This is a genomic window from Pseudomonas sp. GW821-FHT07G06 (assembly GCF_058986625.1).
On record NZ_JBYSVW010000013.1, the window covers coordinates 97,162 to 116,646 of the forward strand.

Here is a 19,485-nt window from a genome sequence, read left to right on the forward strand (position 1 = left end):
GGTACCCACATGAGTCGAGTAGCCCTCGTAACGGGTGCTTCGCGCGGGCTGGGCGAGTGCATCGCCCGCCGTCTGCACGCGGCAGGTTATCGCGTCGCCCTGGCGGATGTGCGCCTCGATGGCGTGCAGCAACTGGCGTTGCAACTCGATGGCAGCGGCGCCAGCGCCATGGCCATCGAGCTGGATGTGCGCAGCAAGGCCGACTTCCAGCGTGCCCGTGACCTGCTCGTTGAGCAGTGGGGCGGCACCGACATTCTGGTGAACAACGCCGGCGTGTCGAAAGTCGCGGCGCTGATGGACATCACGCCAGAAGAGTTCGACGAGTCGATGGCGATCAACCTGCGCGGCACCTTCGTGGCCTGCCAGGTGTTCGGCGCGCACTTTGCCGAGCGTGGTTTCGGGCGCATCGTCAACATCGCGTCCCTGGCCGGGCAGAACGGCGGTACCGCCACCGGCGCGCACTACGCGGCGGCCAAGGGCGGCGTGGCGACCCTGACCAAGGTCTTCGCCCGTGAACTGGCGCCGCAAGGGGTGACGGTCAACAGCATCTCGCCGGGTCCGCTGGACTTGCCGGTGGTGCGCGAAACCGTGGCGCCGGAGCGTCTGGAGCAGATCCTGAAAATGATCCCGGCCGGCACGCTCGGCGATCCAGCGTTCATCGCCGACAGCGTGCTGCTGCTGATCGCCGACAACGCCGCCTCCGTAACGGGCGCGTGCTGGGACATCAACGGCGGCTTGTTCATGCGCTAAACAGCACACCCCCCTGTAGGAGCTGCCGAAGGCTGCGATCTTTTGATCTTGATTTTAAAAAACAAAATCAAAAGATCGCAGCCTTCGGCAGCTCCTACAGGTGTTGTGTTAAACGAAAAAATAAATATTCAGGTGATGCAATGATGAAGGTGAAGATCGAAAGGATCGTCGACGAAGCGCTGGATATCCGCTCCTTTCGCCTCGTGCGCAGTGACGGCCAGCCGCTCGACACCTATGAACCGGGTGCCCACGTCGACCTGACCGGGCCGACCGGGGTGACCCGCCAGTATTCGCTGTGCAGCCCGCCGCAGGATCGCCGTGCGTACCTGGTGGCGGTGAAGAAAGAAGCGCAGTCGCGCGGCGGTTCGCTGGCGTTGCACGAGCAGGTCGAGGAGGGCATGGAGCTGGAAATGGGCGCGCCGCGCAACCTGTTCCGTCTCGATGAAAGTGCCGGCGAACACCTGTTGTTCGCCGCCGGTATCGGTGTCACGCCGCTGCTGAGCATGGCCTACAAACTGGCGGAAAGCGGCCAGCCGTATCGCCTGCATTATTTCGCCCGTTCGGCGCAGTACGCCGCGTTTACCGAGCTGTTGGCGACCCGTTTTGCCGATCACGTGGAGTTTCACTACGGCGTGGAACCCGCGGACCTGGACGGCGCATTGAGCGCATGCCTGGAGCGTGCCGACAGCGCTGCCCACATCTACACCTGCGGCCCGGCACCCTTCATGAACACCGTGGTGGCAGTGGCTTCGCGCAGTCGCCCGGATGAGGCCATCCACCTCGAACACTTCGCGGCGGACCCGGCGGCCAACAGCGCCCCGGCCGGCGGTTTCGAAGTGGAGCTGGCCAGTTCCGGCGTGGTGCTGCACGTGCCGGCCGACGCCAGCCTGGTCGATGTGCTGCAGGCCCACGGTTGCGACATCGACACCGAATGCCGTGAGGGCATTTGCGGCACCTGCATAGTCGAAGTGCTGGACGGCGTACCGGAGCACCGCGACAACTGCCTGTCGAACAAGGAAAAGGCGTCCAACAAGCAGATCTGCGCCTGTGTGTCACGGGCGCTTTCCGCTCGTCTGGTATTGGACATTTAAGCCTCGGGAAGGCTGGAAAGCATGCGCCGGAGCCTGTTGAATGGGCGCCCGGCGGCCGTCGAGGGAGGCGATGGCTACAGAAACAACGGTTTGACGAACCGCTCGATGAAGCGGTCGAAAAATAACAACAAAAAACGTGAGGCTTTGCGGACATGATTACAGCATCGACGGTGCGCAACGAGGCGTTCGAAAGTTGGTTGAGCCAGGTGAACCAGGCCTGCGGGCGTTTCGACGCGCGGGCGCTGGACACTGATTTCTACGGCGAACTGGCGGAATTTCGCAGCGGTGCGATCAACCTCAGTGTGGTCGACATGGCGCACGTGCATTTGTATCGCACCAGCAAGGACGTCAGCACCAGCAGCGACGGCCACTACTACGCAGTGTTCCAGATGCGTGGCAGTTCACAGCTGGAGCAGGGCGATAACCGCGCGCAACTGGGTTGTGGCGACATCGCGCTGATCGACGCCAGCCGTCCGAGCGACATGACCTACCACGACGATTGCCGACAGCTGTCGCTGATTCTTCCGCGTCAGGTGGTCGAGCGTGGTTCGCACTTCAATGCCGTCAACTGCGCCACGCGCATCGCGGCCAGCAACCCCCTGGCGGCGATGGCCAACAGGCTGGTGCTGGAGACTCGCCAGCAGGAAGGGCTGGACATGCAGGAAAGCGAGGCCGTGCTCGATGCCCTGGCCAGTTTGTTGCTGCCGGGCATCAGCGCCCGGGACAGCGCGGCCGATCCCCATGAGCGGCAGTTCCGCAAGATCATCGCGTTCATCGACGCACATCTGAGCGACGAAGAACTGTGCCCCGAGCTGATCGCCCGTGAAGTCGGGATTTCCGTGCGCGGCCTGTACCGGATGTTCTCCAAGCGCGGGCTGGTGGTGGCGCAGTACATCAAGCACCGTCGCCTGGACTTCTGCGCGGAAAACCTGCGCCGCGCCGATGTCGAGCAGAAGCTGTCGGCACTGTGTTATGCCTGGGGCTTCTCGGATTCGAGCTACTTCTCGTCGGCCTTCAAATCGCGCTTCGGCGTGTCACCGGGTGCTTATCGCAAGCGCTATAGCCACACCTGACACCCACCATCAATGTTGAATGTACCGGCCTCATCGCGGGCAAGCCCGCTCCCACAGTGGATCTGCGGTGAACACAAAATCTGTGTACGACCGGGATCAAAAAATGTGGGAGCGAGCTTGCTCGCGATGGCGTCGTGTCAGTCGCCTTCAATTTCGGATGTGCCGGCCTCATCGCGAGCAAGCCCGCTCCCACAGTGGATCTCCAGTGAACACAAAGCCTGTGTACGGCCGGGATCAACCTGTGGGAGCGAGCTTGCCCGCGATGGGGCCCCAGCGGCGAATACAGAATGATCAATGCCGCACCGGCTCATCCACCGGCAAATGCAGCACCTCGCGCACCAGCATGGCGATGCTGGTCACGCCCATCTTTTCCTTGATCTTGGTGCGGTGCACGTCAACGGTCTTCACGCTGATGTTCAGCTCCCGCGCGATCACCTTGCTGGCCTTGCCATCGATCACCAGCATCAACACTTCCCGCTCACGGCTGGTCAGCAACGCCAGTTTGCCCTGCAGGTTCTGACGCTGTTGCTGATCGGCCTGGGCGTGCACGGCGGTCTTCAGCGCGGCCTGGATGCGGTCGATCATCTGTTGCGGGTTGTAGGGCTTCTCGACGAAGTCCAGCGCGCCGTTCTTCATCGCCGTGACCGACATCGGAATGTCACCATGGGCCGAGACGAAGATGGTCGGCAAGGTGCTGCCGCGCTGGTTGAGGATTTCCTGCAACTGGAAACCGCTGGTCTCCGGCATGCGCACGTCGAGCACCAGGCAGGCGGGCTGCCTGGGGTCGTACTGGCTGAGGAACTCTTCGGCGCCGGCAAAGCATTGCGCCTGTACGCTGACCGACTCCAGCAACCACGCCAGCGAAGTGCGCAGGTCCTTGTCGTCGTCAACGATATAAACAATCGGTTTGCGGGTATCCATCGGGGGCTGCCACGAAAGTTTTCTAATTATTGTTTTCGCACGCGAACGCGCGGCACGCATCGGCTCGTCTTTCTGGAGCCAGTAAGCAGAATACCCACTGTGGCCGGCCCTTGCGATAAAGAAACCACCTAGTCGACTAGCGGAAACCCAACCCCGCCATGGGGATCGTCAGAATGGTTGTGCCGCGCCCGCAGCCTTAGTCTTGTTCCATCACCTACGGGCCGCAAGATGGCGGTCCTCCTGAAGGAAGGGGCATCGACATGGCCGACCTGAGCCAGCAGCAAATCGACTTTCGCAACGCCATGGCGCAGCTGCCTGCGGCGGTGAACATCATCACCACCAACGGCCCCGGCGGGCGCTGCGGCATCACCGCCAGCGCCGTGTGCTCGGTGACCGACTCGCCGCCCACCGTGCTGGTGTGCGTCAACCGCAACAGCGCCACCCACGACGTGTTCCGCACCAACGGCCACCTGTGCGTCAACGTGCTGTGTGGTGAACAGGAAGAGCTGGCCCGACACTTCGCCGGCATGACGAAGGTGCCGATGGCCGAACGTTTCGCCTGGGACCTGTGGGACGACGGCGCGGCCGACGTGCCGGTGCTGCGCGATGCCCTGGTACAGTTGGAAGGGCGCATCAGCGAGTGCAAGGAAGTGGGCTCGCACTCGGTGATGTTCGTGGAGCTGACGAAGGTCGGGGTGCGCGAACCACGCGACAGCCTGGTGTATTTCAACCGCCTGTTCCATCGCCTGGAACATGCCGGCGCACATTGCTGATAGACCGCGTTATCGTTCAATCGCGAGCAAGCTCGCTCCCACAGTGGATCTGAGTCGAACACAGATGTTGCGTTCGCTGAAAGTCCCTGTGGGAGCGAGCTTGCTCGCGATGGCGGTGCCAGTTTGGAATGCTTGTTTAGCGGCTGTAGGAGTAACTTCCTGCAAGCTACAACACCTTGCGGCATTGCCTACAGCTACGCCAGAATCCGCCGGCTTGTGCGCCTTGAGGTCCATCGGTAACTTGATTCGCGTCACTGATTTCCAGTGATCGGGTTTAGCAGCCCGTGGTGACACGAGGCGCATTGGCAGTCCACACAGTCAGGTATTCCCCATCCCTGCACTTGATGGCAGCTGTGCGCAGGGCGCCCTCGGGCGCGCCGGTTTCGTGTCTCCCCGGTCTGCTAACCTGCGTACAGCCGCCACCCTACATTCGTTTAGCAGCGAATCGGTGACGGCTCCAGTTCTGGAGACCGAACGATGTTGAAGGTTACCCCTGATCCACCGCAAGACGACGCTTGTCCCAACCCGGCCCTGCACATCATGGCCACCCCGCACAAACCCTCCTCGATGTTCACCATCAACCCGCAAATCGACACCGAAACCCTGCTGGCCCACGCCTGCGAATCGCTGGCCTCGGCGAGTGTCATGGCCAATGACCTGGCGGGCTTCCTGGAAGGCACGCACCGCAACACCCTGCTGGGCATCGCGCAAGTGATCATGCTGGGGGAGTTGGCGGTGAATCGGGCTTTGGATCAGGTCGATCGCCCCGCCTAACCACGAACACTGTGGGAGCGGGCTTGCTCGCGAAAGCGGTGTGTCAGTCAACATTGATGTTGGAAGTGATGGCCTCTTCGCGGGCAAGCCCGCTCCCACAGTGGATCGTCGTCGAACACAAGTTCTGAGTTCACTGAAAATCCCTTGTGGGAGCGAGCCTGCTCGCGAAGGCGGTCTATCAGACCTGCAAATACTCCCGAGCCAACAAACAAGCCCGCTCAATCAGCATCGGCGCCATTTCAATCGCCGTCGGCGTGCCCTGGCGGGTGTGAATCCAGCCCAGGTACGTGGTGCCACGCAGCATCAGGAACAGCGCCAGGGTCTTGCGATCCGCCTCGGTCAGCGGCTTGACCGCGTGGTAGCCGTCGAGCAGCGCGGCCTTGATCTGCTCGTAGCGCGGGTCATCCAGGCAGAAGTACAGCGCCGTGGCCAACTCGAACATGTGCCAGCCAAACCCGGCATCGTCGAAGTCGATCAGGCGCAAGCGCGGGCCTTCGATGAGCAGATTCTCGGGCACCAGGTCGGCGTGGATCATGCCGAAGTTGCCCAGGTGCCGACCGTACTGACGCAAGTCCTTGCGTGCCGTGCGCCGAGCCTGTTGCAGCAAATCCCGCTGCTCATCGCTGAGTTGTTCCAGCTCCCAGAAACGCCCCCAGAACGGATTGACGCCGATCAAGCCTTCTTCATCCCAGGCGTGCCGGACAAACTCGTCCGGCTGCTGCCAATCCGCCGAATGCAGGTGAATGCGCGCGGCAATCGCGCCGGCCTCGCGGAACAGAAAATCGATTTCGGTATCGGCCTGCACCCCGTTCTCCGAGGTACCGGCGGTGGCGCCCGGCAGCCAGGCGAGCATGTCGATGTGGCGCGGTTCGCCAATGGCTTGATGGGTGACTTCGACCAGATGGCTTTGATTCTGCGCACGGATGATCTGCGGCACGGTGATGCCGGCGCCGGCCAGTGCCTCCATCCATTGCAGCTCGGAACGCAGCGCGGCTTCGCCGTGATAGCCATTGCGGTGGATGCGCAAGGCGACCCGCTGACCATCGTGGCGGTGGGCGGAGAACACCGCGTTCTCGCGAAACTTCACCAGTTCAATGTCGGCGAACTCGCCGTCCCATTGTTGCAGGGCATGGCGCGCCAGTTCGTGCAGGCGGGCCACTTGCTGGTCGTGTGACAGGGTGTGGAATTCAGTCATGGCAGGGCCTCAAATCGCGCTCAGGGCGTGGTCCAGGGTGTCGACAAACAGGTCGGCGTGATCGCGGCCGAACACCAGCGGCGGTCGTAGCTTCAGAATGTTGTCGCCGGCGCCGATCTTGCTGATCAGCACGCCGTTCTCGCGCATGTCGTTGACCACCTTGCGTGCCTCCAGGCCGGCTGGCTCCTTGCTGGCGTGGTCGCGCACCAATTCCATGGCGAAGAACAGGCCCTTGCCGCGCACGTCGCCGATGATCGAGTGCCTGGCGGCCAGCGCTTGCAGGCGTTGTTGCACGTAAGCGCCGACGTCTTGCGCGTTTTTCAGCAGTTGCTGTTGTTCGATCACGTCCAGCACCGCCATGCCGACCGCCGCCGCCACGGGCGAGCCACCGAAGGTGTTGAAGTACATCGCGTGGCGCCCGAAGGATTCGACCAGGGCCTTGTGGGTGATCAACCCGGCCAGTGGATAGCCGTTACCCATGGGTTTGCCGAGGGTGACGATGTCCGGCACCACACCGTGGGCCTGATGACCCCATAGATGATCACCGGTACGGCCGAAGCCGGACTGCACTTCGTCGGCGATGAACAGTCCGCCGGCGGCGCGGATCAGCGCGGCGGCCTTGTTGACGAAGCTGGCCGGCACCCGTGGCAGGCCTTCGTTGGCGAACAGGGTGTCGATCAGCAACGCGGCCGGGCGAATGCCCTGGGCCTGCATCGAGGCAATCGCGGCGGCGATGTTGGCCGCGTATTGTTCGGCCAGTTGCGCCTCGGTGGTGCCGGCCGGCGCGTGGTACAGGCATGGAATCGGCACGGCGCGGGCATGGGCGGCGAAGGGTTCCGGCGAGGGCAGGGCGGTGGTGACTTGCGCCAGCGACGCCGAGTTGCCGTGGTAGTTGTAGTCACTGACGATGATGCCGGTGCCGCCACTGGCAAAGCGTGCCAGACGCAGCGCCAGCTCATTGGCCTCGCTGCCGGTGCAGGTGAACATCGCGGTGTCCAGCGACTCGCCGAAGGTCGCGGTCAGGCGTTCGGCGTAGCGCACCACTTGCTCGTCGAGGTAGCGGGTGTGGATGTTCAGCGTAGTGGCCTGGCGGTGCATGGCCTCGGTCACGTGAGGGTTGCAGTGACCGACGCAGGGCACGTTGTTGTAGACGTCGAGGTAGCGACGACCGTCGACGTCGAACAGCCAGACACCTTCGCCGCGCACCAGGTGCAAGGGTTTGTCGTAGAACAGCGGTGAGGCGCTGCCCAGTACGCGATGGCGGCGTTGCAGCAGAGTGTCTTCAGGCATGGTCCGGAACCTCAATGACGGTGGCGCGACGGTTGCGCAGCAGATAGTTGAAAATGCACAGGCTGAAGGTCACGGCGAGGGCGATCAGCATCAGCAGGTCGAGCTGGAAGCAGGCGGCGATCACCACCAGCGTCAGGGCCAGGCCCAGCCAGGCAACCAGTTTGCCGCCGGGCAAGGTGAAGGGCCGTGGCAGGTCAGGCTGGCGGGTCTTGATGCGCAGGTACGCGGCGAAGATGAACAGGTAGCCAACGTTGAGCAGCAGCACGACCGCGAGCATCACCGTGGCCGGGTCCACTTCGGACAGCGGCAGGCCGATGGCGCCGATCAGCAACAGCGCCGGCCAGGGCGTGCCGCGTTTGCCGGTCTTGCCCAGCCATTGCGGGAACAGGCCGTCGCGGGCCATGGCGAACAACTGCCGGGACGCGGCGAACACCAGCGAAAAGAAGGTAGCGATCAGGCCGAACACCGCGCCGCAGCCAATCACCTTGGCCAGCCAGGAGCCGTCACCGAAGGCGCTGCCGCTGGACATCGCGGCGTACAGCGGATCGCCTGCCGAACCGACCAGCTCGACGCCACCGGCACCGGGTGCGCAGACCAGCACCACCAGCGCCGTCACCAGCAAGGTGCCGATTGCCGCCAGAATGCCCCGTGGCATGGTGCGGCCGGGGTTGTGCGCCTCCTCGGCTGCCGAACCGGTTTGCTCGACCGTGATGAACAACCAGATCGCGAAGGGTACGCAGGCGAAGATGCCGCCGAGGCTCACGGGTGTCGCGACGTTGGCGGGCAGTTTCAGCAAGTTGGCCAGTTCGACATGGGGCGCCATGGCCACGCCGAAGGTGAGCAGGGCGACCACGGCGATGATGCCGGCGATGAAGGTCAGGCCCATGGCCTCACCGACGCCGCGCATGTGGATGCCGATGATCACCGCGAACAGGGCGATCTTCACCGGCCAGCCACCGAGGCCGAAAATCGATTCGGTGTAGGCGCAGATGAACGTCGCCGCCGCCCCGGTGCCGATGGTCAGCGCCAAGGCACAGGCGACGCCGACCAGATAACCCACGAACGGCCCGAACGCACTTTGCGCATACACGAACACGCCGCCAGCGCTGGGCAACGCCGTGGACAGTTCCGCCACGCACAAGGCCAGGCCGCCGCAGAGCAGGGCCATCAACAACGTGGCGATCAGCATGTTCAACCAGCCACCGGCCGCCAGCCCGAAGTTCCAGCCGGAAAACTGCCCGGCCACCACCAACGCAATTCCGAGGCCGGCAATCTTTGGCCAGCCCAGCGCACTTTTCTTGAGCACAGAAATCTCCCGCGACCCGAAGGCCGATTTATTGTTTTAGTGAGATGTGGAGGGGTTCAGCGTTGCATTGCAGGGCACGTTGGAGCGGGTTGTGCCCCAGAGGTCGGCTTCGATACTACGCCGGGGGTGTGGCGCGGCAGGTGTGCGTGTGTGCCATGTGGTTGGTTGTGGGTGCCAGATTTGGGTGGGACTTTTGCGCTCCATATGCGGGGTAAGACATGGCTGTCAGTCCGATCTGATTTTTCTGGTGCTGCGGCTATACCTGTCCATGTCTGTGTACTGTGCCGGTTCTGTGTATCCGGAATTCAGGGCAGAAAAAATATGGAGATGTCTTCAAAGCGAACCATTACGGACATAGGGCTCAAACAAGCCCTTTTGCTGGCTGATCTAACAGAACCCGCTGCACCCGATCACGCCATTCGATTATTGCTGAAGGAGGTCCTTCAGGGGATAACGGATAAAGGCTGGCCACAAGCGCAAATGCAAACGGGCCCGAGGATTGTCTCCGCTGAAGAAAACTACGGATTGCTTGGTTATGACCCATCTGAGATTACGCTTGGGAGTGCACACACTCGATGGGTTGACGAGTGGTCTCTGTTACGGACGCAAACCACTAGCCAAATTCCGTCTGCGCTTCAGCGAGCGGCCAAGCTACGTCAGCCAGGACAGTCAATATTATTGGCGGCGCCTGGTATCACTTTTCGGCGCGACAGCCGGGACCGTTGGCATTGCGCGGAGCCACATCAGATGGATATCTGGGTGCTCGGTGATCCTGATTTGTCGACGCATGAGAATCTGCTTTGCCTGGTCGGCGATATCCTCAATTCTGCCGTGCCTGATATGCCTTGGATCTACAGTGATAGTCCGCATCACTACACTGAGGGCGGGATCGAAGTAAATCTGTTGAATGACGGCGTCCCGGTAGAGGTTCTGGAGTGCGGTCGAATTGCCAAATCGTTGTTGGAGCGACTGAAGATCGATCCTTTGCGTCATGGAGGACTGGCGCTGGGAATGGGGTTGGATCGCCTGACAATGCTGCGAAAAGGTATCCCTGATATTCGTTTGCTGCGCGATCAGAACGAACGGGTACAGGCACAGATGCACGATCTGAATCCGTGGAGCGCGGTTTCTCGTTTGCCTTCGATTACGCGTGATATTTCGTTGGCGGTAACGCCGGGGCTAAGCGAGGAGGTGTTGACTGAAAGGATGCTGCAGGCTGCTGGCGATTGTTCAGACTGGATCGAGGAAATGCAGATCAAAGGGCGTTGGGCGTTCACGGAACTGCCTGCGCAGGCCATTGATCGCCTCGGATTGCTGCCGGGCCAGGAGAATGTGCTGCTACGGGTTGTACTGCGTGATTGTTCGAGATCAATCACCACTGCTGAGGCGAATGCCCTGTATTCGAACCTTCAAGTGGCGCTGCATGAAGGAGCGCCGGGTGCGGGTTACAGGATGGATCTTCCCAATGTTTAGTTAGTCGACATGGATGTTGGCTGTGCTGGCCTCTTCGCGGGCAAGCCCGCTCCCACAGGGTTCTCTGGTAAACACAAGATTTGTGTATGGCAGAGATCCAAATGTGGGAGCGGGCTTGCTCGCGAAGGCGGGGTGTCAGGCGACGGTGATGTTGGATGTGCTGGGCTCATCGCGAGCAGGCTCGCTCCCACAGGGGATCTGTGGTGCACCTGGAAATTGTGTGTGGCAGAAAATCCAAATGTGGGAGCGGGCTTGCTCGCGAAGGCGGGGTGTCAGGCGACGGTGATGTTGGCTGTGCTGGCTTCATCGCGAGCAGGCTCGCTCCCACAGGGGATCTGTGGTGCACCTGAAAATTGTGTGTGGCAGAAAATCCAGATGTGGGAGCGGGCTTGCTCGCGAAGGCGGAGTGTCAGTCGATGATGATGTTGGATGTGCTGGCCTCTTCGCGGGCAAGCCCGCTCCCACAGGGATCTCTGGTGAACACAAGAAGTGAGTACGCCAAAAATCCAGTGTGGGAGCGGGCTTGCCCGCGATGGCTGCGTGTCAGGCAACCCAAATCTCAGATACGAAAACTCCCCACCAACTGATTCAACCGCCCGGCCTGTTGCTCCAGCTCGGTACAGGCGCGCAACGTTGCTTGCAGGTTCTCCACCCCTTGCTGGTTCAGGCTGTTGATCCGGGTGATGTCGACATTAAGGGCCTCGACCACCGCCGTCTGTTCTTCCGTGGCGGCGGCCACGGACTGGTTGACGTTGTCGATCTCGCCGATGCGCTGGGTCACGCTGCCCAGGCGGGAGCCGGCGAGGTTGGCGATGGTGACGCTTTCTTCGCTGTGGCGCTGGCTCTCGGTCATGGTGGTGACCGATTCCCGTGCGCCCACTTGCAGCTCCTCGATCATCTGCTGGATCTCCAGCGCCGAGGCCTGGGTGCGTCCGGCCAGGCTGCGCACTTCGTCCGCCACTACCGCAAAGCCACGACCCGCTTCACCGGCCCGCGCCGCTTCGATGGCCGCGTTGAGTGCCAGCAGGTTGGTCTGCTGGGAGATGCCCTTGATCACTTCGAGGATCTGCCCGATGTTCACGGTCTTGTCGTTGAGCACTTCGATGTTGGCGCACGAGGCACTGATCTTGCCCGACAGTTCGTTCATCACCTCGATCGTGCGTTGCACCACCTGGCGTCCGTCCTCGGCCTGTTGCCGGGCACCGGACGCCTGGTGCGAGGCATCGCTGGCGTTGTGGGCGATCTCCTGGGCGGCCGCGCCCAACTGGTTGATCGCCGCCGCCACGCTGCTGGTGCGGGTGGATTGATCGTCGAAATTGCTCAGCGAAGCGTTCGATGCATTCAGCACGCGCCGCGCCCCTTCATTGACACCGAGGGCCGCCGAGGACACCTCGCGCATCGACTGGTGGATGCGTTCGACAAAGCGGTTGAAGGCGGTCGCCAGTTGACCGATTTCATCCCGCGATTGCACCTGCAGGCGCCGGGTCAGGTCGCCTTCGCCGAGGGAGATATCCTCCATCACGCGGGTCAGCACTTGCAGCGGCCGGGTAATGCGCCGCGCCGTGTACCCGATCAACAGCAGGCCGAGCAGGGCCGAACCGCCACCGAGCAGCAATTCCAGCGCGGTGCTTTGCACGCCCTGGGCGTCGAGTTCCTTCTGCAAGGTGGTCACCGGCGCCAGCAAAACCTCTTGCGGCACGCCGACCAACACGCCCCACGGCACGGCGCCGGCAATCGGTGACAGCGGCTCTAGCACCTTGATCTGCCGGGCGTCGACAAACACTTTGGGGTTGCCCTGGCGCAAGGCGTCCATCACCTCGGCGTTGTCCATCGGCTGGCCGAGACGGCTGACGTCCTGGCTGTCGGCGGAGATCACCCCGCGCGGGCTGACGATGCTGATCTGACCGTTGCCTTCGAACAACTCACGGGCGCTGGCCTGGCTGTTCTGTTGCAGGGCGGCGAGGTTGATGTCGAGCCCGACCACGGCGATCACCTTGCCGTTTTCCAGCAACGGGAAGGCCACGCTGGTCACCAGTTTGCGGCTGCCGGACGCCTCGTCGAAATAAGGCTCGAGCACACAGGCCTGACGGGTGTCGCGAGCGCAGGTATAGAAGGCGTTGTAGGGCGCGCCGCTGGGCCCCGGCTCGGTGTTGGCGAGCAGGCCTTCGTCGCCGATCACCGCTTGCAGTTCGCCGGGTTTGCTCTGCACCCAATACAGGGCGAAGCGCCCGGTTTCATTGCTGCCAATGTCCGCCTGGTGGGCGAAAGCGGCGTCGTCGCCGTCAAGCCCGCCGGGTTCGAAAATGACATAAAGCCCGAGCAGGTCGGGCTTGTCGATCAGGGCCTGGTGAAGCTGGGTGCTCAGCTCCCGGCGCAGTTGCGGGCGGGTCAGGCTGCCCTGCTGTTGCAGCTGTCGCAGGTACAACAGGTAGCGCGATAACCCCTGGCCATATTCGTGGGTCTGCATGAAGGTGCGTTGCACTTGCATGGCTTGCACTGTGCCCAGGGCCTGCATGTGTTCCCTGGCCGCATTGGCGAGCATGTCGCCGCTGGCTTGCGCAACCTGCTGGCTGCTCTTGTGGGTCTGATAGAGCGACAAACCCATCAACAAGCCGACGACCAGCAGCAGGCAGAGCCCGGCGAGGAGGGCGATCTTGCTCTGGATCGTCAGGAGTTTTTTGTGCATTGGAAATACCTTTTTCCACGTGGGCAATGACGCCGCCATTGCCCACGACCGAGGTTAGAAACCGGTGACGAACAGCAGTTGGGCGTAGACGTTCCGGTCGTTGTTGCCCAGTTGCGTGCCGCCGTTTTCGGCGCTCTTGTCCGGCTGGTAGATGCCCACCAGCGGCATCACGGTCAGGTGGTCGTTGACGTGCCATTCGGCATACAGGTCGACTTCGTGGCCGTCGGTATTGCCCAGGCTGCGGTCGATGGTGTCGAAGTTGAAGTACAGCGCGCCCAGGTTCAGGTTTTCCAGCGGCGAGACTTTCAGCCCGACGTTCTGAATCCGCGAGTTGCTGTTGAACGGCCCGGCGTAGTTGCCCGCCACTTCACCCTGGAACCAGGTGCCATAGCCGCGGCTCATGCCGTAGAACAAGGTGTCGTAGCCTTCCGAGAAGCGGCTGTAGCGGTAGCTGACGTTCGGGGTCCAGATCGCGTCGGAGAAGGTCCAGCCGGCTTCCAGGTACCAGGCGTCTTCGGTGGCGGCGTGGGGTTTGTCCTGCTTGGCGTATTCGCCGGACAGGAACAGGTCTTTCACCCCGGCATTGCCCGCCGCGCGCACGCTGTAGGTCTTCATGCCGTCGCGTTCAAGCTGGATCGGCGAGGCGTACTGCTCGTCGATGTCGGTGGTCTTGATGTAGGTCAGGCCCACCGTGCCGGCCTCGGCCACGTGCTCCAGGGTGCCGACGTACATTTCGGTCTTGGCCTGGGCGCGGTTGTCGGACTTGAGCCACATCAGGTCGCTGCGCCAGCCTTCCTTGCCACCCAGACGCAATACGGCGGTTTCGTCGAAGGCTTTGCGAGCGGCCAGGTAGTAGGCGCCGCCACGGTTGAACTCGCCGTCGGCCAGGCCCTTGCCCATGTTCAGGGCGTCGCCGTCGATCAGGAAGCCATCACCGACCACGATGTTCTGGCGGCCGAAGGACAGGTCGACGCCGTCACTGCCCAAGGCGCTGAACAGATCGGCCGAACGCCAGCCAAGGTAGGCGTCTTCGAACTTGGTGGTGCGTTCCGAGCCATCGCTGAAACCGGCGGCATCGCCGTCGCCCCAGGTGCCGGAGCTGAGCAGGTTGCCCGCGCCGTAAGCCGTGCCCGCACCGCCCAGGCCCTTGTCGAAACTCAAACCGTATTTGATGTAGCCCTCACGCCACGACGAGGAACCTTCGTCGAGACGGCCGGACAGGGCGTAGTTTTCCTGGCTGTGGAAAATGCCGAACGCGGCTTCGAGGGTGGCGTTCAGATGGCTGTCGTCATCGGCGTACAGCTCATAGGCATTGGCCTGGCCGGCGCTGATCATCAGCGCGAGCGTCGAGAGACGAAGCAAGGGGGACTTGAGCATGGTGTGGCATCCGTTCTTGTTCTTGAGCGCAGGTTTGCGGTCTGCCCGGATACTAAGTCGCGGCTTTCGTTTGCCCTTTTCCCTGTTTGCCAATTAGTTGGTTGTGCATGCCAGATTGTCCGGATTGGCAGCCCCGCCAACATAACTGGCACGCAGGGCAAAACCTGCGTGCCGGCGACCACCGACAATCCCCACCAAGCTGCCGAAGCACCCTGGCCTCGGCATTTTTTGATGTTGGCGTTCGCCTGCCGGCGAGCGCGTGGATTTTCAAGGGCGTTTTCTTATGTTCACTTCGCTGCGTTTGCCCCTCATCGGCTTGCTGTCCTTCACCCTGGTTCAGGCGGTGTCTGCCGCCGAGTGCGCCACGGATACCCAGCGTGGTGCCGAAGTGTTTGCCACTGAGTGCAGTGTCTGCCACGCGGTGACCAAGGGTACGACCGGGATGATGGGGCCGAACCTGTTCGGCGTGTACGGGCGCAAGTCCGGCTCGCTCCCAGGGTTCAGCTACTCACAGGCCATGCGCGACAAAGACGTCAGCTGGCAAGCCGAGAACATCACGCAATTGATCACTCAGCCCCAGGCCTACGTGCCGGGCACCTACATGCCGTACATGGGCCTTGCATCCGCCGACGACCGTCAGGCGGTCGCGTGCTTCCTCAAAGAACAACACTGATCAGTCGAATTTCCGCCTGACAACCACCAACCCCTGTGGGAGCTGGCTTGCCAGCGAAGACGGCCTTGAGTCGGCTCCTGCACCTGAATGAAAGGTGATTTATGAGCAACGTTGAAATCCTGCCCCAGGTGGCTGCATTCCTTGAGCGCCGTCACGGCTGCTTCATTGACGGCCAGTGGGTGTTTGCCGAGGGCGACAGCATCGCCGTGGTCAACCCGGCGACCGGGCAAACCCTGTGCGAAACCCTGGATGCGCCGCTGGAGATCGTCGAGCGCGCCGTACAGTCGTCGCACAAGGCGTTCAAATCCGGCGTGTGGTCGAGCCTGCGCCCGGCCGACCGTGAGCGCATCCTGCTGAACTTCACCCGCCTGGTCGAAGAACACGCCGAAGAACTGGCCCAGCTGGAAACACTGAGCCAGGGCAAATCGATCAACATGGCCCGCGCGCTGGACCTGAACGCCACTGTGGAATTCATGCGCTACATGTCCGGCTGGGCGACCAAGATCGAAGGGCAGACCTTCGACGTGTCGATCCCGCTGCCACCGGGCGCCAAATTTACCGCGTTCACCAAACGTGAGCCGGTGGGCGTGGTGGTTGGCATCGTGCCGTGGAACTTCCCGCTGCTGATCGCCGCCTGGAAGCTGATGCCGGCCCTGGCCACTGGTTGTACCGTCATCATCAAGCCGGCGATGGAAACCCCGTTGACCGCCATGCGCCTGGCTGAACTGGCGCTGGACGCGGGCATCCCGGCCGGTGTATTCAACGTAGTCACCGGTGGCGGTGCTTCCGTTGGCGGTGTGTTGACCCAGCATCCTCTGGTAAGCAAGGTGTCGTTCACCGGTTCCACCGCCGTGGGCAAGAGCGTCGGCGTGGCGTGCATGGAAAACATGACGCGCTTCTCCCTGGAACTGGGCGGCAAGAACCCGATGATCGTGCTTGCCGATGCCGACATCGAAAAAGCCGTGCAAGGCGCGATCCTCGGTGGCTTGCTGAACAACGGCCAGGTCTGCGCCGCGGCATCGCGCTTCTATGTGCACCGTTCGATCCACGACAAATTCGTCGAGGCCTTGGCCGCCGCGGTCTCGGCGATGCCGATTGGCGCGGGCATGAACGGTGACGCGGCGATCAACCCGCTGGTGTCGCGCAAGCAACAACAAAGCGTGCTCAAGCACATCGAACTGGCCCGCCAGGAAGGTGCACGGGTGGTGACTGGCGGTGAGTTGCTGGAGGGCGATGGTTTCTTCGTGCAGCCGACCATTCTGGCGGACATCGACCACAGCATGGCCGTGGCCCGCGAAGAAGTGTTCGGCCCGGTGCTGGGCGTGATGCCATTCGACGACGAAGACGCCGTGATCGAACTGGCCAACGACAACCGCTACGGCCTGGCCGCCAGCCTGTGGACCAACGACCTGGGCAAAGCCATGAACCTGGTGCCACGTATCGAAGCCGGTACCGTATGGGTCAACGCCCACGTACTGCTCGACCCGGCGATGCCGTTCGGTGGCGTCAAGCAATCGGGCATGGGGCGTGAGTTCGGTCGCGCGGTGATCGAGGCCTACACCGAGCTCAAGTCAGTGTGCATCGCCCACTGATAAACCTGTAGGAGCTGCCGAAGGCTGCGATCTTTTGCTCTTGTTTTAAAAATCAGGATCAAAAGATCGCAGCCTTCGGCAGCTCCTACGGATGGGTGTTACGGGGTAGGGGGCGGTTTCGCCAGTTCAATGCCGGCGGCGCCCAGCCGCTTGAGAATTTCAAACAGCAACTCGCTCTTGATCGCCCCGACCGTGCGCGGGCTGCCGACGTAGCCGGTGATGGTCAAGGTGATGCCTTCCGGTTTCAACTGGCTGAAGCGCAAGAACGGCGCCGGTTTATCCAGGATGGATTCGTGCGCGGTGTAGCTGTCCATCAGCAGGTTTTGCACCAGTTCCGGATCGATATCCAGCGGGAACATCAGCTCGAGTATCACCACGCCCTGGGCGCTGCCGCCGAGGGTGACGTTGCGCAGGTTCTGCGAAATCAGGTGGGAGTTGGGCACGATCATGATCGAGCGGTCGGCGAGTTGTATTTCCGTGGCCCGCACGTTGATCCGTCGTATGTCGCCTTCGACGCCACTGATGCTGATCAGGTCGCCGACCTTCACCGGGCGCTCGGTCAGCAGGATCAGGCCGGAGATGAAGTTCTTCACGATCTCCTGCAGGCCGAAGCCGATGCCCACTGACAGGGCGCTGACGATCCAGGCCAGGTTGGTCCACTTGATCCCCAGCGACGACAGCGTGAGCAGCACGACCAACGCGTATCCGATGTTGGCGAACAGGGTGCTCAGCGAGGCGCACATGCCCGGGTCCATCTCGGTTTTCGGCAGGAACTCGCCGTCCAGCCAGCGGCGTAGCGTGCGAATCAGGTAGACACCGATCAACAGTGTCAGGAAGGCACGCATCAAGTTGTCCGGAACGATGTTCAGCTTGCGCAGCCCTTCGCCACCGAGAATGGCCGCGGTGCTGGTGACCAATTGCCCGAACGTCGTACCTACGCCGCCGACAAACAACGCAATGACGCCGACCAGCATCAGGATCGCGCGGCCCGCCCCGGAAAACACCGTGCATATCTGCTCCAGGCGTGGATTACCGATGCCCAGCAGCTGTTTGATCGCCTTGCCGGTAGGTTGTCTGGGTGAAAAAAGCGATTCGCAGGTGTCCTGGTACACCTGCGTGAGCAGGTAGAACGCGGAGAAGACGATGAAAATCCACACCATTTCATAGGTGATGAACCGGGCCATCGTCACGTAGCCGATCACCAGGGCGAACAGGGACACCACCACGGCAACGCCGGCAAACACATAAATCAGGCCGGCGGAGGTGGTGACGCCTTCGGGAGTTTCTCCGGCAACGATCAGCGCCCGTCGGGTCTTGCTGACGCGCAACAGCAGCGCGCCGATCACCAGTGTCACGACCAACGCCACGATTCCCCGGCCGAACAACACCACTTCGGCGCTCATGCCGGTGACGTTGCTCATCTGCACCAGTGTCACCAGCACCAGCAGCAGGCTGGCCAGCCGCCTGGGGTAGGGCTCCATCGCCAGCGCCACCGGATCGGCGATATCGGGCAGGCGCCATGAAGGATGTTTGGTCGACAGCAACGCGCGGCTCAATCCGGTGATCATCACGCAGGTATAGGCCAGCTTTTCCAGGTATTGCGCCAGGTCGGCCAGCAGCGGGGTGTAGGGCAGTTGCCGGGTCGCGGCATAGTGCAGCAACTGCAGGGCGATGCCGGCGCTCAGCACCGTCGCCAGTACCGAGGCCAGTGCCAGGGAGCTGCGCCGTAACCGGCCTTCGGGCATTCGATGAATGCACAGCCACGCCAGCCCCCGACCGGCGAGTTTTCGCCCCAGGCTCCAGATGACCAGGGCCAGCACCAGCAGGGAGGCCGTGATTGCGCGTTGACCGGGTTGCCAGGCCGCCTGGTGCGTGACATTGAGTTGCTGGACGAGGGCGCTGAAACGTTGGCGGTCATCGAGCGGAAGATCGAACAATGGCGACCAGAACCGCGGGTTCAGGATGCTGTTGGTCTGCTGGGTCACCTCCGCCTCCAGCAGGCTGCGGCGGATGCTGGCAATCTGGGTGATCAGCTCGGCGGCACTGACTTTCAGCGCAGCCAGGGTTTTGAGCTGGTTGTCGATCCTGTCTTTTTGCTCGCCGAGGGTGTCTCGTTGGGTGGTAATGGCAGACGTCACCTGGGCGTTCTCGTCGAGCGGCACTGGCCCCAGCACGTTGAGTTGCGCCTGCAACTGCGCCTGCCCAGGCAGCAGCGATGTGGAGAGGCGTTCAATATTCTGGATCAGTGCCAGCACCAGGTCCTGTGAGCTTTCCAGCTGGGTGTAGGTGCTGGCCTGGGAAACCTGCTGCTTGAGGCTGTTCAGCTGGTTTTGCAACCCCAGCAATTCGCTGTCGGAGATGCTGATGACCGGGGCGGTGGGGGCGGGAGCAAGGGTGTCGGCCATGGTCGCCGCCGACAGCCATCCCGGGGTCGCCGCCAGCAGTGCGAAGGCGACGTAAATCATTGACTTCCATACATTGAACATCGGCGTGCTCGACGGGTTGTTAGTC

At 62.3% G+C, this 19,485-nt stretch carries 15 protein-coding genes and 1 pseudogene; 8 read left to right on the forward strand and 8 right to left on the reverse strand.

The genetic code is table 11. From position 1 onward, the window contains the following. Nucleotides 1–9 precede the first annotated feature (9 nt). The 3 genes from AC3WJW_RS21560 to feaR all read left to right on the forward strand — a co-directional run bounded on the left by AC3WJW_RS21560 (nucleotide 10) and on the right by feaR (nucleotide 2,914). Nucleotides 10–750 carry an SDR family NAD(P)-dependent oxidoreductase gene (locus AC3WJW_RS21560; RefSeq protein ID WP_407802492.1) on the forward strand — a complete coding sequence of 247 codons (741 nt, stop codon included), beginning with the start codon at nucleotides 10–12 and terminating at the stop codon, nucleotides 748–750. A gap of 140 nt (nucleotides 751–890) precedes the next feature. Next, entirely contained in the window at nucleotides 891–1,841 is a 951-nt protein-coding gene (locus tag AC3WJW_RS21565) for a PDR/VanB family oxidoreductase (RefSeq protein WP_493727305.1), read from the forward strand. A 152-nt stretch (nucleotides 1,842–1,993) separates the two neighbouring features. Further along, nucleotides 1,994–2,914, forward strand: a complete 921-nt coding sequence (gene feaR / locus AC3WJW_RS21570) for a transcriptional regulator FeaR (RefSeq protein ID WP_493727306.1) — start codon at nucleotides 1,994–1,996, stop codon at nucleotides 2,912–2,914. A gap of 291 nt (nucleotides 2,915–3,205) precedes the next feature. Here the strand turns inward: feaR and AC3WJW_RS21575 are convergent, their stop codons facing one another. Continuing rightward, entirely contained in the window at nucleotides 3,206–3,835 is a 630-nt protein-coding gene (locus AC3WJW_RS21575) for a response regulator transcription factor (RefSeq protein ID WP_493727307.1), read from the reverse strand. A 260-nt stretch (nucleotides 3,836–4,095) separates the two neighbouring features. Here AC3WJW_RS21575 and hpaC point away from each other — a divergent pair, with 260 nt between their 5' ends. Continuing rightward, nucleotides 4,096–4,608, forward strand: a complete 513-nt coding sequence (gene hpaC, locus AC3WJW_RS21580) for a 4-hydroxyphenylacetate 3-monooxygenase, reductase component (protein WP_007978142.1) — start codon at nucleotides 4,096–4,098, stop codon at nucleotides 4,606–4,608. A 477-nt stretch (nucleotides 4,609–5,085) separates the two neighbouring features. Continuing rightward, nucleotides 5,086–5,382 carry a DUF6124 family protein gene (locus AC3WJW_RS21585; RefSeq protein WP_493727308.1) on the forward strand — a complete coding sequence of 99 codons (297 nt, stop codon included), beginning with the start codon at nucleotides 5,086–5,088 and terminating at the stop codon, nucleotides 5,380–5,382. Between the two features lie 178 nt (nucleotides 5,383–5,560). Here the strand turns inward: AC3WJW_RS21585 and AC3WJW_RS21590 are convergent, their stop codons facing one another. Genes AC3WJW_RS21590 through AC3WJW_RS21600 form a run of 3 tightly spaced genes read right to left on the reverse strand, consistent with a single transcriptional unit; the run spans nucleotide 5,561 to nucleotide 9,173 of the window. Next, nucleotides 5,561–6,577, reverse strand: coding sequence for a phosphotransferase enzyme family protein (locus tag AC3WJW_RS21590; RefSeq protein WP_493727309.1), 1,017 nt, complete (start codon nucleotides 6,575–6,577; stop codon nucleotides 5,561–5,563). Between the two features lie 9 nt (nucleotides 6,578–6,586). After that, nucleotides 6,587–7,867, reverse strand: a complete 1,281-nt coding sequence (locus AC3WJW_RS21595) for an aspartate aminotransferase family protein (RefSeq protein ID WP_493727310.1) — start codon at nucleotides 7,865–7,867, stop codon at nucleotides 6,587–6,589. Next, nucleotides 7,860–9,173, reverse strand: a complete 1,314-nt coding sequence (locus AC3WJW_RS21600) for an amino acid permease (protein WP_493727311.1) — start codon at nucleotides 9,171–9,173, stop codon at nucleotides 7,860–7,862. Before AC3WJW_RS21600 ends, AC3WJW_RS21595 begins: the two co-directional genes overlap by 8 nt. Before the next feature lie 327 nt (nucleotides 9,174–9,500). Here AC3WJW_RS21600 and srmL point away from each other — a divergent pair, with 327 nt between their 5' ends. Beyond that, a complete protein-coding gene (srmL, locus tag AC3WJW_RS21605; protein WP_493727401.1) occupies nucleotides 9,501–10,646 on the forward strand; it encodes a PheS-related mystery ligase SrmL in 1,146 nt (381 codons plus the stop codon). 559 nt (nucleotides 10,647–11,205) lie between these two features. On the opposite strand, the gene AC3WJW_RS21610 is transcribed toward srmL, so the two are convergent. The 3 genes and pseudogenes from AC3WJW_RS21610 to AC3WJW_RS21620 form a co-directional block, all read right to left on the reverse strand. Further along, the gene (locus AC3WJW_RS21610; protein WP_493727402.1) at nucleotides 11,206–12,045 is read right to left on the reverse strand and encodes a methyl-accepting chemotaxis protein; all 840 of its coding nucleotides are present in this window, start codon (nucleotides 12,043–12,045) and stop codon (nucleotides 11,206–11,208) included. 15 nt (nucleotides 12,046–12,060) lie between these two features. Next, nucleotides 12,061–13,371, reverse strand: a pseudogene (locus AC3WJW_RS21615) (methyl-accepting chemotaxis protein); the annotation flags it as partial. A gap of 15 nt (nucleotides 13,372–13,386) precedes the next feature. Then, on the reverse strand, nucleotides 13,387–14,709 hold the full coding sequence (locus AC3WJW_RS21620; protein WP_493727312.1) for an alginate export family protein: 1,323 nt from the start codon (nucleotides 14,707–14,709) through the stop codon (nucleotides 13,387–13,389). Nucleotides 14,710–14,992: 283 nt separating this feature from the next. On the opposite strand from AC3WJW_RS21620, the gene AC3WJW_RS21625 reads away from it, so the two are divergent. Next, a complete protein-coding gene (locus AC3WJW_RS21625) occupies nucleotides 14,993–15,382 on the forward strand; it encodes a c-type cytochrome (protein ID WP_218484066.1) in 390 nt (129 codons plus the stop codon). Between the two features lie 101 nt (nucleotides 15,383–15,483). Next, nucleotides 15,484–16,974, forward strand: coding sequence for an aldehyde dehydrogenase family protein (locus tag AC3WJW_RS21630; protein ID WP_493727313.1), 1,491 nt, complete (start codon nucleotides 15,484–15,486; stop codon nucleotides 16,972–16,974). A 98-nt stretch (nucleotides 16,975–17,072) separates the two neighbouring features. On the opposite strand, the gene AC3WJW_RS21635 is transcribed toward AC3WJW_RS21630, so the two are convergent. After that, a complete protein-coding gene (locus AC3WJW_RS21635; protein WP_493727314.1) occupies nucleotides 17,073–19,460 on the reverse strand; it encodes a DUF3772 domain-containing protein in 2,388 nt (795 codons plus the stop codon). Nucleotides 19,461–19,485: the final 25 nt, after the last annotated feature.

What these genes read in the sequence shown, in the direction of transcription:
- AC3WJW_RS21560 (WP_407802492.1), top strand. Translation starts at nt 10, where the DNA reads ATGAGTCGAGTAGCCCTCGTAACGGGTGCTTCGCGCGGGCTGGGCGAG.
- AC3WJW_RS21565 (WP_493727305.1), top strand. Translation starts at nt 891, where the DNA reads ATGATGAAGGTGAAGATCGAAAGGATCGTCGACGAAGCGCTGGATATC.
- feaR (WP_493727306.1), top strand. Translation starts at nt 1,994, where the DNA reads ATGATTACAGCATCGACGGTGCGCAACGAGGCGTTCGAAAGTTGGTTG.
- AC3WJW_RS21575 (WP_493727307.1), bottom strand. Translation starts at nt 3,835, where the DNA reads ATGGATACCCGCAAACCGATTGTTTATATCGTTGACGACGACAAGGAC.
- hpaC (WP_007978142.1), top strand. Translation starts at nt 4,096, where the DNA reads ATGGCCGACCTGAGCCAGCAGCAAATCGACTTTCGCAACGCCATGGCG.
- AC3WJW_RS21585 (WP_493727308.1), top strand. Translation starts at nt 5,086, where the DNA reads ATGTTGAAGGTTACCCCTGATCCACCGCAAGACGACGCTTGTCCCAAC.
- AC3WJW_RS21590 (WP_493727309.1), bottom strand. Translation starts at nt 6,577, where the DNA reads ATGACTGAATTCCACACCCTGTCACACGACCAGCAAGTGGCCCGCCTG.
- AC3WJW_RS21595 (WP_493727310.1), bottom strand. Translation starts at nt 7,867, where the DNA reads ATGCCTGAAGACACTCTGCTGCAACGCCGCCATCGCGTACTGGGCAGC.
- srmL (WP_493727401.1), top strand. Translation starts at nt 9,501, where the DNA reads ATGTCTTCAAAGCGAACCATTACGGACATAGGGCTCAAACAAGCCCTT.
- AC3WJW_RS21610 (WP_493727402.1), bottom strand. Translation starts at nt 12,045, where the DNA reads ATGCGCGAGGTGTCCTCGGCGGCCCTCGGTGTCAATGAAGGGGCGCGG.
- AC3WJW_RS21620 (WP_493727312.1), bottom strand. Translation starts at nt 14,709, where the DNA reads ATGCTCAAGTCCCCCTTGCTTCGTCTCTCGACGCTCGCGCTGATGATC.
- AC3WJW_RS21625 (WP_218484066.1), top strand. Translation starts at nt 14,993, where the DNA reads ATGTTCACTTCGCTGCGTTTGCCCCTCATCGGCTTGCTGTCCTTCACC.
- AC3WJW_RS21630 (WP_493727313.1), top strand. Translation starts at nt 15,484, where the DNA reads ATGAGCAACGTTGAAATCCTGCCCCAGGTGGCTGCATTCCTTGAGCGC.
- AC3WJW_RS21635 (WP_493727314.1), bottom strand. Translation starts at nt 19,460, where the DNA reads ATGTTCAATGTATGGAAGTCAATGATTTACGTCGCCTTCGCACTGCTG.